Source organism: Acetobacter cibinongensis (assembly GCF_000963925.1).
Lineage (GTDB): Bacteria > Pseudomonadota > Alphaproteobacteria > Acetobacterales > Acetobacteraceae > Acetobacter > Acetobacter cibinongensis.
The window spans coordinates 102653-118974 of the sequence record NZ_BAMV01000016.1; the positions used below are offsets into that span (position 1 = coordinate 102653).

Here is a 16322-nt window from a genome sequence, read left to right on the forward strand (position 1 = left end):
GACTAACCTCACTTATCTCAAGACCTGTCTTTTGGAGCAGAACTCGACCGCAATGCCGCACGCCCCTGTAAATGCCGCCCCCGGGCAGCCTGATGTCGCCGCATTGGCCCTTCTTACTCCGGAAGGGCTGGCAGTCTGCCTTGCCCGGGAACTGAGGGATGCAACCCCGCCAAGTGCTACCATCCCGCCGCGTGATGAAGCCGTGGCTATCTTTCGGCGCTATCTTGGCCGTTATCAGGCAGATGTACGCGCACGGTTTGAGCGGCATGACCTCAAGGGGGCTGCTGCCGCAAAGCTTATTGCTGCGTTTACCGATGTGCTGCTGCGCGGGATAGTTGACCTTGCTCTCCGCGCTACTGGTTCCGCCAGCGGTGTGGAGGAAATCGGCTCAGAAGGGTGTTCCAGTGGGCGGCTGGTTGTGGCTGCTACTGGTGGTTATGGCCGTGGGCTGCTTGCACCGTTCAGTGACATTGACCTCCTGTTTCTGACAGAAGAGGGCAATGTTAGTGATGCCCACCGACTGGTGGAATATGTCCTCTATTTCCTGTGGGACTTGGGCGTGAAGGTCGGCCACGCCACCCGCACCATTACCGAATGTATTGAAGAAGCCCGCAAGGACACCACTGTTCGCACAGCCTTGCTGGATGCCCGCCTTCTGGCGGGTGATGCCGCGCTGTTTGCCATGCTGGAAGCGCGTTACATTGTCGCCTGCGTGGAAGCCGGAGCCTCTGGTTTTATTCATGACAAGCGGCGTGAGCGGCTGGAGCGGCATCGCCGTTTTGGGGATAGCCCGTATCTTGTTGAGCCCAATATCAAGGAAGGCCGGGGCGGCCTGCGTGACCTGCAAACGCTGTACTGGATGTGCCGCAACACCTTTGGCACCCGGCATGTTACGGACCTGCTGGCACCAGACTTTATCTGGATGGGCATACTCACCGCGCAGGAAGCGGCCCGTGCCCGCCGCTCGTGGGACTTTTTATGGACCGTCCGGCTTCACCTCCACTACGTGGCTGGTCGGGCGGAAGAGCGCCTGACATTTGACATGCAGCCCGTTATTGGCGCGCGGATGGGGTACACCCGTCATGGTCGCCAGAATGGCGTTGAGCGCTTTATGCGGCATTACTTCCTGACAGCGCGTGAAGTTATGCGCCTGACCCATGTACTGGAACCCGCCGTACTCAGGCAGGCGCAAGGGCCTGTGGCCACGGCCGCCAAACCGGATGATGCCATGCGGGAAGCAGGCTTTACCCTGCTTGATGGGCAAATCCTGCCAGAGCGCGGTATCTCGTTTGACCATGAACCTATCAAGATGATGCAGTTGCTGGACTGGGCGCGTAACCGCCGCAGGCCGCTGCACCCCATGGCGCGGCATCAGCTTATCCGGTGGGAACGGCGGGCTATGGCCTTGCGCGAAGACCCGGAAGCAGCCCGTATTTTTCTGGACCTGCTGTGTGGGGATTCGCCCAGCCCTGAGCCATCCGGCCGCCGCCGCCGGGAAGTGGCCATGCCGTCCGATTCCGAAGCGCAGGTTATGACCAGCTATGAGCAACATGCGCCTCCGGGTCATGCCCACTGGCTGCATATTCTGAACGAGACGGGTATTTTTGGCCGGCTTATTCCTGACTGGGCACGCATCGTCGGCCAGATGCAGTTTGATACCTATCATGTGTTCACAGTGGATGAGCATACGATAGAGGCCGTCCGCATTATGGACGAAGTGGCCGCAGGCCGCATGGCCGATGAAATTCCGGTTGCGTATGAACTGGTCAAGGGCCTGCATTCCCGCCGGGCGCTGTACATGGCCGTCCTGCTTCATGATGTGGCCAAGGGGCGCGGGGGCGATCATTCGGAAATCGGGTCGGAAATTGCGGCTGAACTCTGCCCCAAGCTTGGCATGTCCGGGGAAGAGACAGAGACAGTTTCCTGGCTGGTCCTGCATCATCTGCTATTGAGCCATACCGCCTTCCAGCGGGATATTGATGATCCCAAAACCATTCTGGATGTGGCGGATATCGTGCAGTCTCCAGAGCGCCTGCGTCTGCTGTTGCTGCTGACTATTGTGGACATGCGTGCCGTCAGTTCCCGCGTCTGGAATGCATGGAAGGCCACCTTGCTGCGCGAGCTTTATGTACGCGTGGCGGAAGTTCTGGCGGGTGGTCTGGCAACGACCGAGCGCGATGTGCGCGTACGTCATGCCAAAGACATAACAGCCGAAATTCTGGCAGAAGATGGTGTGGCCCAGCCGGATATTGAGCGCTTTCTAGAGCTTGGTTATGCAGGATACTGGCTGTCGTTCGACCACGAAACCCATAAGCGCCATGCCCGCCTGATCCGGGAAGCTGATGCACGGGAAGCGCCGTTGACGGTCGAAGTTCTGCCTCTGCCTGCACGTGGCGTCACGGAAGTGACCGTATATTCCGTGGACGTACCGGGACTGTTCTCCAAAATAGCAGGGGCTCTTGCTCTGGCCGGTGCGTCCATTGTGGATGCGCGTATTCATACCATGATGCATGGCATGGCGCTGGATACCTTCTGGATTCAGGATACGGCAGGCAGCGCGTATGAAGAAACACACCGGCTGGTGCGCCTCTCTTCCTTGATAGAGCAGGCATTGAGCGGCCAGATTGATATTAAGGCTGATATTGCCCGGGCAGGCTTTGGCCATATGCCGCTGCGTATGCGGGCCATTCATGTGCCGCCCCGCGTGGTGATTGATAACGGGGCGTCAAATACCTACACGGTTATCGAAATCAACGGGCGTGACCGGCCCGGCTTGCTGCATGATGTGACTGCCACCATGAGCGATGAAAGTCTGCAAATCGCCTCAGCCCATATTACCACCTACGGGGTGCGGGCTGTGGACGTTTTCTACGTGAAAGATCTGTTCGGCCTGAAAATTACCGACAAAAAGCGGCTGGATGAAATACGGGAAAACCTGCTTGCATGCATGAAGGCAGCCGAAGCAGAAGCCAAAGCCTTGCTGGATGCCAAGATGTCTGCCTGATGGGCGGCAGAGGCACTTAAAAACAGTAAAAGCGGCAGGCCGGGGTCATCCGGCCTGCCGCTTTTTTATCCTACCGTTTGCCTGGGCTTGCCGGGGAGAGGCCTTTATCCAACCCCTGACGCAGCGCTACCCCGACATCTGAATGTGGGTCGATCAAGCCGTGGCGCAGGAAAAGGTCAATCAGCACAAGGTTGACGTTAAACTTGAACTCATCCGTATCCCGCACGAGCGTAAAGGCTTCGGTCAGGGGCATGAGTGTAAAGGATTCAACCTCACCGTCAGCGGCAACCGGCTCAAAACTTTCCGGCAACAGCAGGTCGTAGCAATACAGAATATCGCGCCTCAACCCTTCCGGCCTGTTCAAGGCATATAAAATGCGCCCTTTGTTTTGCGCCTGACCTGCCAAGTCAGGTCCAATGCTGGCTTCTTCTTCTGCTTCCTTTAACAAGGCGGCGTGGGGGGCATAGCCTGCGGGTACGCCGCCAGCCACCAAGTGGTCGAGTTTGCCGGGGTCGAGCCGCTTATTACGGGCACGGCGGCCTGTCCATAAATGCAGGCCATTTGCTTTGTGAACCAGTCCGTTCATATGCACGCCGATGGCGACAAACCCGAACAAGGGCAACGCACCACGGTCAATCCGGCCCACAACCGGTGTATCCAGGTCAGGCATGACATCAAAAAGTTCATGATGGGAGCGGTAAAAGCCTTCCTGCGCCAAAGTCTCGCCCCGCGCTTCCAGTTCGGTCGGGTTGGCCAGAGCAAAGCCTTGCGTGCGTGAGCCAAGGCCTGCCTGCTCCAGCCGGTCAGCAATGGCAGGATCTATCCAGCCTGCCTGTTTGCCTCCCAACCGGAAAGGGAAGCGCGCGCCGGGTATCTCCGCTGTGTTGCATTCCCTGAGGTGGCGTAGAAAAGGCGTATCGTCTGACGGCATGAAAAATCCTGTCATGCTGATGCTAAAAATGAAGTATCAGCCTTTTATCTGGCTTGTGTGGGCCAGAGGCAAGGTGTGGCGGGGTTGCAAAATGTAAAAGGCGTGGCACATCCGTCTGTATGTCCCCACGTCAACGGCGGGTTTCCGGTCCGCCTAAACAACCGGCTTCCGTTACGTTGTCCCGTTTGCTCCCCTACCTTTGGCCGCGTGAAAACAGCAGCCTGCGGTGGCGGGTGGTGCTTGTACTGTGCGTCATGGTGGGAGGAGAGTTGGCAACGCTGGCTGTGCCATTGGTTTACAGTCAGGTGGTTGACCGGCTTTCCCATCCGCTGAGTCTGGCCTTGGCTCCGGCTGCCATTATCATCGGTTATGGTGCGGTGCGTCTTCTGTCTGCGGGGCTGACCAACCTGCGGGACGCACTTTTTGCGCCGGTACGGTTCCGGGTGGCGCGTAAGGCGGCCTTCCGCAGTTTCAAGCATATGCATCAGCTCTCTCTGCGCTTTCATCTAGACCGGAATACAGGTGGTGTAACCCGGGCTATTGAGCGGGGGACGGAGGGCGTTGAAACCCTTTTGCGTATGGGGATGTCACTGTCTCCCACCATATTGCAGGCGGTTTTGGTCGCTGTTGTCATCTGGCGGCTGTTCGACTGGAAATATGTTGCCCTGATTGCTTTGATGATTGCGGCCTATATTGGTTTTACCATGAAGTTCACCTCATGGCGGTTGGGGATCCGCCGTCAGATGAACGAAACCAATACCGAGGCTACCGGCAAAGCGCTGGATAGCCTTTTGAATTATGAGACAGTCAAATATTTCGGCAATGAACGGCATGAGGCCCAGCGGTACGATAACGCCCAGGCCCGGTATGAAACAGCCGCCCGTAAAACCCAGTATTCTCTGGGTGTGCTCAACTTCGGGCAGGCAGCCATTATTGCCATAGCACTCACCCTTATCATGCTACTGGCAGGGCGGGATGTTGAACTGGGTCGGATAACCGTGGGCCAGTTTGTCATGGTGAATACCTATCTGTTGCAGCTTTACGGACCGCTCAACTTTTTAGGGTCAGTCTACTCCGCCATTCGCACCGCTATGGTTGATTTGGAACATATGTTCGGTCTGATGGAGGAGGATATTGAGGTGGCAGACCCTGCCAATCCTTTTCCCATAGAAGCGCATCTGCAAGGCCATCAGGCTGCGGAAGTTGCGTTTGAGGATGTCCGGTTTGGCTACAGCCCGGAGCGCGAAATTCTACATGGTGTGAGCTTTACGGCCAGACCCGGTATGAAGGTGGCTATTGTTGGCTCAACAGGTGCTGGGAAATCGACCATAAGCAGGCTGCTATTCCGGTTTTACGACACATGGTCCGGTACCGTGCTGGTGGATGGTCATGATGTGCGGAGTTACCGTCAGGCTGACCTCAGAGCGGCTATAGGCGTGGTGCCGCAGGATACCGTGCTGTTTAACGATACAATAGGCTACAACATCGCCTATGGCCGTCTGGGGGCTACTCCAGCGGAGGTAGAGCAGGCCGCGCGGTTGGCCCAGATACACGATTTTATTGCCTCCCTGCCTGACGGCTATGACACACAGGTAGGGGAGCGGGGCCTGAAGCTTTCCGGCGGTGAAAAGCAGCGTGTGGCCATTGCACGCACAATTTTGAAAGACCCACGCGTTCTTGTGCTTGACGAGGCGACAAGTGCGTTGGACACCCATACCGAACAGGAGATTCAGGCAGCCCTGAAAACTGTCTCGGCACAGCGCACCACGCTTGTTATCGCGCATCGCCTCTCCACGATTGTGGATGCAGACGAAATTCTGGTGATGGGGCAGGGGCGTGTGCTGGAGCGGGGCACCCATGAGGCCTTGCTGGCGGATGGTGGTGCTTATGCAGGGATGTGGGCGGCCCAAAGTGCCGAGACCATCACGCCTGCCCCGGCAGGTGAAAAAGCAGACGTACAGGTTTAGGCTGGTATTGTAGCGAATCGCGCAGGCATGGGTGCCTTAACCGCCTGTGTTGAAAAGAAAGAGGACAAGATTTTATGACGGACACAGCAGCTACCCCTTCCGTTGCGGAGCACGCTCAGGACGTACCGGAAGATCTGGCACGGTGCGCCATGGTGATAGAAAGCGCGGTAGACCATCTGCTTAAGGAAAAGCACCCGCCATTGGCTGTAGCCTCGGCTCTGCTGGGTGGCTCACTGAGTCTTCTGGCGCGCACAATGGATAAGGAAACCATTTTGCGCATTCTCGACTCAGCAGCCAATAGCGTGCGCTCAGGGGAAGTTCATGCATCCATGACAGCAGAAAACGGCGCTGAAAACGAGAAAGCCTGAGGTCAACCCTTGACGGAAGGTGGTTGCTAAGCCATAAGCCGCGCCAATCCTGAATGTGGTCGCCGGGCGCTCGTCTCGGCCCTCTGTTTCTAATTTAGACAAGGATGAGACAATGTCCCGTCGCTGCCAAATCACCGGCAAAGGCGTGCTGACCGGCAATAACGTCAGCCATGCCAACAACAAGTCCCGCCGTCGTTTCCTGCCTAACCTGCAGGAAGCGTCCCTGATCTCTGAAACGCTGAACGCACCTGTGCGTATGCGCGTCACAGCTCGCGGTCTGCGTACCATTGAACACAATGGTGGTCTGGATTCCTTCCTGACCAGCACGCCTAACCGCAAGCTGCCTGAAGAAGCCCAGGTCATTAAGCGCCGCGTTCTGCGCGCTCAGGCCAAAAAGCAGGCAGCTGCTGGCGCCTGATTCAGGGGTTCTGCCTTAATACCGCCAGTTCCGGACCTGCTATTATCTAGCTGGCCCGGTTTCTGCGGTTCTGGTGCCCAACAAGGTGTTGGGCATCTTTACGTCTATCGGCCGGTTTCCGGCAGCCGGGCTACCTGACACACTCAGGTGCCAGCACGGTGTTGGCGGCCACAGGCGCGAAGGTTGTTCCATCGCGCCTGACCTGTTTTCTGGAGGTTTTCGTGTCCGCCAAATCCGAACTCTCAAAGATCCGTAATATCGGGATCACCGCGCATATCGACGCGGGCAAGACAACCACGACTGAGCGTATTCTGTACTACACCGGTGTGTCTCACAAAATTGGTGAAGTGCACGAAGGTAACACCACCACTGACTACATGGCGCAGGAACGTGAACGCGGTATCACGATTACCTCCGCTGCCGTGACCTGTGAGTGGAACGACCACCGCATCAACATCATCGACACCCCCGGACATATTGACTTCAACATTGAAGTTAACCGCTCCCTGCGCGTGCTCGATGGCGCGGTGTTCATCATTGAAGGTGTTGCTGGTGTTCAGCCGCAGTCTGAAACCAACTGGCGTCTGGCTGACCGCTACAAGGTTCCACGCATCATCTTCATCAACAAGCTGGACCGTACCGGCGCAGACTTCTACCGTGCATTCGACACGCTGAAAGAAAAGCTGGATATCGTTGCTATCCCGCTGCAGTTGCCGATTGGCGCAGAAGACCAGTTCCTCGGTGTGGTCGATCTCGTTGAGATGAAGGCCATCGTCTGGGAAGGTGGTGAACTGGGTGCAAAATTCCACGACGAAGAAATTCCGGCAGACCTGAAAGAAAAAGCTGCTGAAGCACGCCAGAACCTGATCGACACGGCTCTGTCCGTTGATGAAAAGGCAATGGAAGAATACTTCGAGAACGGTGACGTCTCCAAAGAAACACTGAAGCGCTGCATCAAAAAAGGTGCACTCACCGGTGAATTCCGTCCGGTTCTGTGTGGTACGGCGTTCAAGAACAAGGGCGTTCAGCCTCTGCTTGATGCCATTATTGACTACCTGCCAGCTCCTGATGATGTTGAAGGCATTCGTTGCGCTCCTCCGGAAGGTCAGGAAGACGACGAAACAGCACAGCCCATCATTCCGGTTGACCCGAATGGCAAGTTTGCTGGTCTGGCATTCAAAATCATCAACGACAAATACGGTACGCTTACCTTTGTGCGTGTCTACCGTGGCGTTCTGAAAACGGGTGATACCGTTCTCAACACCACAAAAGGCCACAAGGAACGTATTGGCCGTATCTACCAGATGCATGCTGACAAGCGTGAAGAACTGAGCGAAGTTCATGCTGGTGATATTGCTGCATTCGTTGGCCTGAAAGACAGCCAGACGGGTGATACGCTGGCTGATGCATCCGATCCGGTTGTTCTGGAACGTATGACCTTCCCGGTTCCGGTTATCGACATTTCTGTTGAACCGAAAACCAAAGACGCTGTGGAAAAAATGACACTGGCTCTGCAGAAGCTCGCTTCTGAAGATCCTTCCCTGCAGCTGAAAACCGACCAGGAAACAGGTCAGACCATTCTGTCCGGCATGGGCGAACTGCACCTCGACATCATCATCGACCGTCTGCGTCGTGAATATGGCGTGGATGCAAATGTTGGTGCTCCGCAGGTTGCTTACCGTGAAACCATCACGAAGCCACACACGGAAATCTACACCCACAAAAAGCAGTCTGGTGGTTCTGGTCAGTACGCTGAAGTCAAGATCTGCTTTGAACCGCTTGAGCGGAACGAAGACATCCAGTTCGAAAACAAGATTGTTGGTGGTACCGTGCCGAAGGAATATATTCCTGCGGTTGAAAAAGGTATTCGCGTTCAGTCTTCTACCGGTGTTCTGGCAGGCTTCCAGACCGTGGACTTCAAGTTCACACTGCTCGACGGTAAGTACCATGACGTTGACTCGTCCGCTCTGGCGTTCGAAATCGCGGCAAAGGCTTGCTTCCGTGAAGGTATGAAGCAGGCTGGTCCTGTTATTCTGGAACCGATCATGGACGTGGAAGTTACCACCCCGAACGATCACGTTGGTGACGTTGTGGGTGACCTTAACCGCCGCCGTGGTATGATCCAGAGCCAGGAAACATCCGGTTCTACAGTTATGGTTCGCGCTCATGTTCCGCTGAAAGAAATGTTTGGTTACATTTCTCATCTGCGTTCCATGACGAAGGGTCGTGCATCCTTCACCATGCAGTTCCACCACTACGATCCGGTGCCACGCAACGTGGCTGAAGAAATTGTGTCTCAGTCTAAATAATTTCTTCCCAGTTCGCTGGACCAAAAAGAAGCCGCTCCATTTTGGGGCGGCTTTTTTTATGCTTGCATAAGAGGGTAGTGACCCTCAGTGCTCAGGCTTGAAGCTGCTTTTTACAGCAGCCTCATAACTCAGTTTTTCTTTTTCAGCTTTGCATTCCATGCGGCCCGGATTTCCGCAGGAGTCATTTGTTTTTGCGAGGCTTTTCCTTTCTGCGTGGTGGCATTTGACCGGGATTTTGATTTTGCAGGAGTAGCCTGCGGCACCACGCTGCCCTTTGTGCCACGCGCATGGGACAAGCTGCCGGGCGCTATCCCCGCAGCCGGGTGAGCATTCACTTCCTGCACAGCGCGGCTGCATATGGATTTGTCACCTACGCCAAACTGGATGGTAGGCAGAAGGGCCAGTGGTGGGAAAACAAAACCCAGCCCTGTAGCAGCCGCTGCACGGCCCAGAATTTCAGCTCCTGGCAACACGGTGGGAGACTTGATGTGCCCCGTAATATGAAAAGCACCGGGGAGGGACGCAATGGTTACGCCCTGAGACCGCGTGGTGAGCGCGTAGTTCAGCGTGTTATCCCGGAAATTAATGCTGCCACTGCCAAGAGTTCTGGCCTCGCCTGTTTCGAGCAGAAGCGTGTTGGTCGACACAATGCCATTGCGTAATGGCATGTCGGCAATAAAGCATTTTATGTCCGTATGAGACGGCAGGCCAAGAGCGCTCAGCACGGCATTGCCAAGCTGCAGGCCAAGTACGTTTGGCAGGATAGCGGTAATATCCCCACCCTGATCCAGCACCAGCGTCAAGCCACCGTTGCCTGCTGCCATCAGGCTGGCCACGGAGTTACCCTTTGCCTTCAGGGTCATGTGCCCACCAATAATCCCTTTGGCTTTTGAATCGGTTGTCGCCTGCATGATGCGTGACAGATCGATGCGGGAAAAATCGACCTGTGCGGTGGTATCAAACACTTTGCCATCCGGCTTCAGCGTTGCAGAGCTGGCGAGCGTACCGCTGCCTACCGCAAAATTCAGTCGTTTGAGGTCAATGGCCCCATCAGTCACAAAAAACTCTGTGTCGATGTTATCAAGCGGCAGTTGCTTATTTTGAATATGCGCACCGTGGTAGGTTACATGCGCATTAACAGCATTGAGCTTGGGAATGTTGATGGGCGTGTCCGGCAGAACGGTATTGCTCTTTGTGTCTGCTTTCTTCTGCCCATCGGTTTTGTTGGGTTTCGCGCCAATAAAACCACCCAGGTCCACAAGGTCTACATGCTTTGACGCCAGATTAGCTTCAATTAACGGCGGTTTTTTATGAGGGTCTACAGCAATGGTGCCACCAATATCGCTCTGCCCCATTTTGCCTTCAAAATTTTTGAACAAAATGTGGGTAGGCGTGTAGTCCAGATTACCCGTCACGCTGTAGGCAGGGGTCTGAGGAATAGGCACACCAGTCAGCGGGTAAAGCAGGGACATATCAGGCCCGGCAAAATGCAGCTTAAGCTGCGCGCCTCCCAAAACCAGCGGATGGACTATGCTGCCTTGTAAGGTTGCTGTTGTGGGGCCGTTTTGTATGCGTAGGTCAACAGGGTAGGGCGCTTTGTCCGCAACAAAGGACAGAATGGCCCCCCCGATAAAGCGTGCCGTAATGGGCTGCTGTGCATAGCGGCCCTTGGCATCAACCCGAATAGTGCCGCGACTGTCCCCTTCTGGTGGGGTGGTGTTAACCGCCATGGTCATGTCGGCTCGCATGGGGGCATGCAGAACATGGAGCGCTCCAGAGGTAATGCGCAGTTCACCAATATCCGGAAGAGAAATGGAAGTTGCATCGGATTGTTTGTTATCGCCGGGAGCGGGTTTTCCATCTTCGGTGAAGGTGTAGTTATTCACACCATCTTTGCGGGCGAGAATGTCGAGTTTGGGTTCGTCCAGCGCGATAAGCGGAATATGCACCGCGCGGTGCCAGAGATAGGACCAGATATCAAAAGATGCGGTAACGCTTTTAGCTTCGGCAAACAGGCTTTTTTCCTGAGCAAAAGTCTTGGGCTGCTCAACTTTCAGGCCGTCTACGCTAACGGTGATAACCCGGCCCAGCCCAACATGCAGATGCTCAATGCTGGTTTTACGGTGCAAGGCCGCAGTAGCCCGAGAGTTGACCATTGGAACAAACCAGTCCCACGACCAGAAAACAATCAGCAGCACAATGGCAAGCCCAAAGCACGCCAACCCCGTTAGAACAGGATGTCTTCTGGCAACGGATACAGAGGGTGTCTGGGTCATGAAAGCCCCCCACCGAGAGTGAACACAGGTTCTGGGGGGCTGGAGTTGTAAGTTCTTTTGTTCATAGCCTGACCGTATTTGATAAAAGGATTCAGGCTATAAAAACGTGTGACAGTAAAAATTGGTTCCGGAGAGGAGAGGCGCTGAGTCAAAAGGTTAGGTGTGATGGCACTTCACACCATGCTGGATGAGCCACGCGATATCCTTTTGATTTCCCTTTATCCAAAAGCACCAATTTCATGCATAATCGCCACGCTGATCTCGTGCATCAGGTCGTAGCAGTGTTTCATGGGAATAAAGATCTGCTGACGTTCCCGCCCATAAAGGTTCTCGTCACGCAGGCCTGCCGGTTCATGAAAATCCAGTGTTGATACGGCTGTTCCGGCAGAAAAAATATGGTCCAGTTCTTCCAGTACGCCCGGAATATCAAGGCATAGGATCTGTTGCATCATGGCTTCGCGGTTAAAGCCTCCGCGCGGCATAAAGAACGGAATGTCACAGGCCAGAAGCCAGATACGTTCAATCAGCGCGATGCGTATGGCGTGGAGCGCACGCAGGCGCTCAGAGCCGTGGGGTGCGTCTTCCCACGCTTCACGCAGTGCCAGATGGTCTGCCTGTACCCGGCGGAACAGGGCGTGGAGGTCGGATGAGAAGTCGAGTTTCTCCAAGTCTCGCATCAGGGACAGGAAAGCGGCTCTGCGCTGGCGCTGAGGGTCCCGTGTTGCGCGGTCCAGCCAGAAGCCGGGGTCCAGCAGATGGATGACGGATTTTAGAACCCGGTCATCCGAGCAGGCGAGGGCATGGCGGGCAAAGTCCAGCGCACAATGAAAACGTGGGCTGGACGTGTTGAAGGTTTCAAATGTCTCGGGGTGGCGCAGTACGGCGGTACCCAGCCCCTGCAACGTGTTGGCGCACCAGCCTAACTGCTGAAGGATGGCATTGTTGGGAATGGCCCGGAGCTGGCTTGGGTGGCTGATACGGGTGCGATTAGCCGATTCCGCGCTTTGCCGTGCAGGCGGCCGTGAGCCTGTACGGTCAATCAGGGCGGGGCCAAAGGCCCCCAGCAGTGCGGCGTAACCGGGGTCTTCCACCAGCCGGGTCATACCCTCCGCAATGCTGGAGAAGAAGTCTGCGGAGAAGTCAGGTTGATCATAAACGGGGTCAGATTCGGCCTGAAGGGGTGTGAACAGGTAGTCAGCAATTGTTGCTATTGTGGCCCCGGCAAGTAGCGGCGTGCCGAAGAGCAGATAGCCGTCCCCGCCCTGAAAAGCGGTTTCTTCCCGGCAAACAATGCCAGACGATGCAAATTTGGACCGGGCATGATGCGGTGACAGATAGTTGAAGCGGTCAGCGAGCCGGAAAGGGTGTGCGCCCCGTCCAATACTCTCGCCATGGGTATCAAAGAAAATCACGGTAACGTCTGTCAGTCCCCACCGGGCCAACAGGTCATGAATTTTAAGGCGCAGACGTTCAATCAGGTTTGTTGCAGCCAACTGGCCCACATAACGCCCGGAATCGGAGTAGCCAAACTGGAAGCAGATGCGCCCCGTGCGCTGCACATAAGCCCGCCAGGCAGGGGAGCGGAGTGCTTCTTCTACAATCCGGTCACCGTTGGTCAGCGCTTCTTCCGTTTCAAAAAGGGGGGAAATTTCCAGTTTGTCGGCAACACCAAAATATGTGGCGGCCCATAAGGCGGCCAGCAAGGTGTAGCCGCTTTCTGTTTCGGCAATCAGGAAGCGGACAGGCGTGTCTGAATCAATATGTTTGAGAATCTGGGCCACGGTCATCATCAGACGCCCGGCGGTAGAGGGGTCCCCCATCAGGGACCCGAAATCGACCGGCACGGGCTGCACCTGTTCCAGAGCCTCGTTAATGCGGGCCAACAGGGTACGACGATGAGCCGGGTTGCCCGGCATATCCAGAATATCCAGTTTCTGCCGGACAAAGTTATGCACCTGCGCGGCGTTAAGACGGACATGGGTATGCGCCAAGGCTAAGCCATGTGCTAGAAAACCGGCACGGGCTACGGCAAGCTGTTCCTGTTGGTCTGTCGGCGCGTTTTTAATGGCGTCCAGCAGGTCTTCATCCAGCTCTCGTGCGGAGGTCAGGGCCTGCGCATGGTGATTCACCATAACATCAGCAAAGGCCGCTACAGTGTGCGGGTCAGGTTGTGTGGGGGTGTTGGCTAATTGCTGTTCAACACAGCTTATGGCTTTGGTAAGGCGCGTTGATAAATGCGGTATGGCGTCACGGTAGTCCGCCAGTTGCTCTTGTAGGCGCTCAAGTTGCAGCAGCTTCATGCGGAGCCGTAGGCGTAGCGTATCCCACCAGCCAATGTCCGTTCGTCCGTCCGTATCGTACCCCACCCAACTAGTCGCAATAACAGGGTGCGGAGCAAGGTGCTGCCAGCTGTCAGGCCATGTTTTCCGGGCTGTGTGAATAAGCGTGGCGTTCAGGCTGTCCATGGCATCACGGGCGCGGGTGATGGCTTGTGTTGCCAGGGTAAATTCTTCGTTCAGAGTCGGGGGAGCGGCCCGGCGGTGCGTTTCAAAAAAAGGCGCGGTATCAGGCAAAACCGGATGGGAGGCACAGTCTGCCAGTGCGGCATACACGGTATTGTTCAACGCAAAAGTAGGGTGTGCGGTAAACACCGCCGCAAACCGTGTGGGAGCTACAGCCTGCATGAAGGCTTCAGGAGTCTGTTCTGGCAAAGCCTTGAAAAGCTGGTTCACACTTTCCTGTAGCCTGCGCTGTGTGTCGTGCGTATTTGCCCCGCCCACATAGCGGTGCAGGCGGCCCGCACGGCGCAAGAAGGCGCTGTCTCTCACAGCCTGAATTTGCAGGGACACATCCTCTACCGACAGCGCTCCATCGGCCAGGGCGCTGGCAATAACCTGTGCGGCGGCTGTAACCGGGTTGGAGGTATCGGTCGCACGCGGGCCATAAGGCGCTGTGAGCAGCGGCGTTAGGAAAGACTGGAACTCTTCAGGAAAAGAGGAAAGGTCCATGATGTGTCGTACCCGCAAGTTGTCATTTTTATTGTTAGGCCAGTGCCGGGGGAAACAGTTTCATGTCTTGGCGCGGGCGGCAACAACCTTCACGCACTCTTGGGGAGAGCGCTGTGGGGTGCTATCTAGTGAACCATGATAGTGTACCCTGAGAGTGACGCAGAAAAAGCGGCCCGCAAAACCCTTAAACGCTACCAACGGGCAGCAACGGGGTTACTTGTGTTTATGGGAGGGCTGACTGTTGCGGGGTATGCCGCACCTGCCGCGGGCTGGGTAAAAGACGGCTTCGGGCTTGAGATGCTGCGCGCCGGCGCGCGTGCTGGCGTGGTGGGCGGTTTGGCAGACTGGTTTGCGGTTGTGGCCCTGTTCCGTCACCCCATGGGCCTGCCGATCCCACATACCGCGATTCTGCCTGCGCAGAAGGAACGACTTGGGCGTGCTTTGGGGCGTTTTGTATCCGGGCAGGTTTTTACGGAAAAAGAGGTAACACGCGTTCTGGAGCGCGTAGATATTCCCAGTTTTCTGGCCAATATGCTGGATGAGCCAGGCACTCGGGAGACAATAACGCGCTCACTGCTCTCCTCCATGCCGCAAATGCTGGACCGGTTGGAAGATGGGCGTGCCAGCGCGGCTATCAGTAAGGCGCTGCCCCATCTGGTGGGCGGAAACAGTCTTGCCCCCATAGTGGCAAAGGCATTGCGCAGCCTTGTGGATGATGACCGGCATCAGGAAGTGCTCTCGTATTTCCTCAGCCAGATCAAAGATGGATTGCAAGCCAAGGAAGGTGCCCTACGCGGCATTATTGAAGACCGCGTGCGGGAGCAGGGGGGACGCTTGCTTGGCTGGGCGATTGGCGGATCTATCGCGACCCGTGTGCTGCTGGCTGCCAGCAAGGAGCTAGAGCGTGTGGACCCTCAAAATTCTACCTTGCGAGAAGGATTTACCGCATGGGTGCGCGGTCAGATTGACCGTATAGAAACAGACCCTGAACGTGGGTCGGAAATTTCCCAGACCATCATGAGCGTCCTGTCGCATGAAAGCGTTGTGGTGTGGTGGGGCGATATCTGGCAGCGTTTCCGCCGTTTGGTGGAAGAAGATATTGAAGACCCGAACGGTCGCATAGCGTCTGTTATTCAGGAGGCAGTGGACCGTATGGCCATACAGGCCAGGCAGGACCCCGCCTTGCGTCAGAAAATTATGGATGGCGTGAGCAAGGCAACTTTCAAGGCTCTTCCTTTTATCCGTGAACAGATGGCGGATTTTATTGCCAAGGTCGTTGCCGGGTGGGACGCCGTGCAAATTGCTGAAAAACTGGAATTGCGGGTTGGGAAAGAGCTGCAATTTGTAAGGTTTAACGGCACACTTGTTGGATTCGGTGTGGGGGCGGCATTGTTTGCCGTGCTGCGGCTGCTCTTTGGCGTTAACGCACAATAGGGGCTGGTATGCCCTTCCGGCCAGGCAGATCACGTTTGCGCGGCATGCGGGAAAGGTGTCGTTTTCGGTTGACGTTTGGTCCGCTTAGTCTCATGTGTCTGAAACAGGACCTCTCAGGTCTCCAATCAGGTAATGCAGGATAATGCTGAAACTTTCCCGGCTGGCTGACTATGCGGTCGTTATTCTTGTTAATCTTGGCGAGCAGGACGGAGTGGTCACATCCCCCGCTCTGGCCACGGAAACAGGCGTGCCAGAACCCACTGTCGCTAAAATTCTTAAAGTGCTCTCTGCCAATAAATTCGTGCTGTCTCAGCGCGGGGCCAAAGGCGGTTACCGTCTGGCGCGCCCATTGGCGGAGATCTCGGTTGCCAGCGTTATATCTGCAATGGACGGTCGGATTGCCCTGACAGCCTGCGTGGATGGCGGAGAGTGTGATGCCGGCGTATCCTGCGGCATGTGCGGCAGTTGGGACACGATCAACAAAGCCATACGGGATACGCTTGAAGCGATCTCACTGGAGACCATGCGGCAGAACAGTACATGCGGTTCTGCCTTCATGAAGAAAAACGTCCTGACCAGTGGCAACACACAATGTGAAGGGGCTTGA

General features: G+C 55.9%; 10 protein-coding genes. 7 read left to right on the forward strand and 3 right to left on the reverse strand.

The window, feature by feature from the left end; all coding sequences use genetic code 11:
- The first annotated feature begins 52 nt into the window (after window positions 1–52).
- Entirely contained in the window at window positions 53–3004 is a 2952-nt protein-coding gene (locus Abci_RS08880; protein ID WP_048838801.1) for a [protein-PII] uridylyltransferase, read from the forward strand.
- A gap of 70 nt (window positions 3005–3074) precedes the next feature.
- On the opposite strand, the gene Abci_RS08885 is transcribed toward Abci_RS08880, so the two are convergent.
- The gene (locus Abci_RS08885; RefSeq protein WP_048838802.1) at window positions 3075–3935 is read right to left on the reverse strand and encodes an NUDIX hydrolase; all 861 of its coding nucleotides are present in this window, start codon (window positions 3933–3935) and stop codon (window positions 3075–3077) included.
- Between the two features lie 185 nt (window positions 3936–4120).
- Between Abci_RS08885 and Abci_RS08890 the strand changes: the two genes are divergently transcribed.
- The 4 genes from Abci_RS08890 (at window position 4121) to fusA (ending at window position 8997) form a co-directional block, all read left to right on the forward strand.
- Window positions 4121–5902 (forward strand): ABCB family ABC transporter ATP-binding protein/permease, encoded by a 1782-nt coding sequence (locus Abci_RS08890; RefSeq protein WP_181015839.1) that lies wholly within the window; start codon window positions 4121–4123, stop codon window positions 5900–5902.
- A gap of 74 nt (window positions 5903–5976) precedes the next feature.
- Window positions 5977–6270 (forward strand): hypothetical protein, encoded by a 294-nt coding sequence (locus tag Abci_RS08895; RefSeq protein ID WP_048838804.1) that lies wholly within the window; start codon window positions 5977–5979, stop codon window positions 6268–6270.
- A gap of 112 nt (window positions 6271–6382) precedes the next feature.
- Window positions 6383–6688 carry a 50S ribosomal protein L28 gene (gene rpmB / locus Abci_RS08900; RefSeq protein WP_048838805.1) on the forward strand — a complete coding sequence of 102 codons (306 nt, stop codon included), beginning with the start codon at window positions 6383–6385 and terminating at the stop codon, window positions 6686–6688.
- A 221-nt stretch (window positions 6689–6909) separates the two neighbouring features.
- A complete protein-coding gene (gene fusA / locus Abci_RS08905) occupies window positions 6910–8997 on the forward strand; it encodes an elongation factor G (protein ID WP_048838871.1) in 2088 nt (695 codons plus the stop codon).
- 128 nt (window positions 8998–9125) lie between these two features.
- Here the strand turns inward: fusA and Abci_RS08910 are convergent, their stop codons facing one another.
- Window positions 9126–11273, reverse strand: coding sequence for an AsmA family protein (locus Abci_RS08910; protein ID WP_048838806.1), 2148 nt, complete (start codon window positions 11271–11273; stop codon window positions 9126–9128).
- A gap of 218 nt (window positions 11274–11491) precedes the next feature.
- Window positions 11492–14281 (reverse strand): phosphoenolpyruvate carboxylase, encoded by a 2790-nt coding sequence (locus tag Abci_RS08915; RefSeq protein WP_052944810.1) that lies wholly within the window; start codon window positions 14279–14281, stop codon window positions 11492–11494.
- A 135-nt stretch (window positions 14282–14416) separates the two neighbouring features.
- Between Abci_RS08915 and Abci_RS08920 the strand changes: the two genes are divergently transcribed.
- Both Abci_RS08920 and Abci_RS08925 read left to right on the forward strand, forming a co-directional pair.
- On the forward strand, window positions 14417–15715 hold the full coding sequence (locus Abci_RS08920; protein ID WP_048838807.1) for a DUF445 domain-containing protein: 1299 nt from the start codon (window positions 14417–14419) through the stop codon (window positions 15713–15715).
- A gap of 142 nt (window positions 15716–15857) precedes the next feature.
- Complete coding sequence (locus Abci_RS08925) at window positions 15858–16322, forward strand: SUF system Fe-S cluster assembly regulator (protein WP_048838808.1); 465 nt, start codon at window positions 15858–15860, stop codon at window positions 16320–16322.

Excerpts from the sequence above, each read along its gene's own strand:
- rpmB (WP_048838805.1), top strand. The coding sequence starts at position 6,383 with ATGTCCCGTCGCTGCCAAATCACCGGCAAAGGCGTGCTGACCGGCAAT.
- Abci_RS08880 (WP_048838801.1), top strand. The coding sequence starts at position 53 with ATGCCGCACGCCCCTGTAAATGCCGCCCCCGGGCAGCCTGATGTCGCC.
- Abci_RS08895 (WP_048838804.1), top strand. The coding sequence starts at position 5,977 with ATGACGGACACAGCAGCTACCCCTTCCGTTGCGGAGCACGCTCAGGAC.
- Abci_RS08885 (WP_048838802.1), bottom strand. The coding sequence starts at position 3,935 with ATGCCGTCAGACGATACGCCTTTTCTACGCCACCTCAGGGAATGCAAC.
- Abci_RS08910 (WP_048838806.1), bottom strand. The coding sequence starts at position 11,273 with ATGACCCAGACACCCTCTGTATCCGTTGCCAGAAGACATCCTGTTCTA.
- Abci_RS08915 (WP_052944810.1), bottom strand. The coding sequence starts at position 14,281 with ATGGACCTTTCCTCTTTTCCTGAAGAGTTCCAGTCTTTCCTAACGCCG.
- Abci_RS08925 (WP_048838808.1), top strand. The coding sequence starts at position 15,858 with ATGCTGAAACTTTCCCGGCTGGCTGACTATGCGGTCGTTATTCTTGTT.
- Abci_RS08920 (WP_048838807.1), top strand. The coding sequence starts at position 14,417 with ATGATAGTGTACCCTGAGAGTGACGCAGAAAAAGCGGCCCGCAAAACC.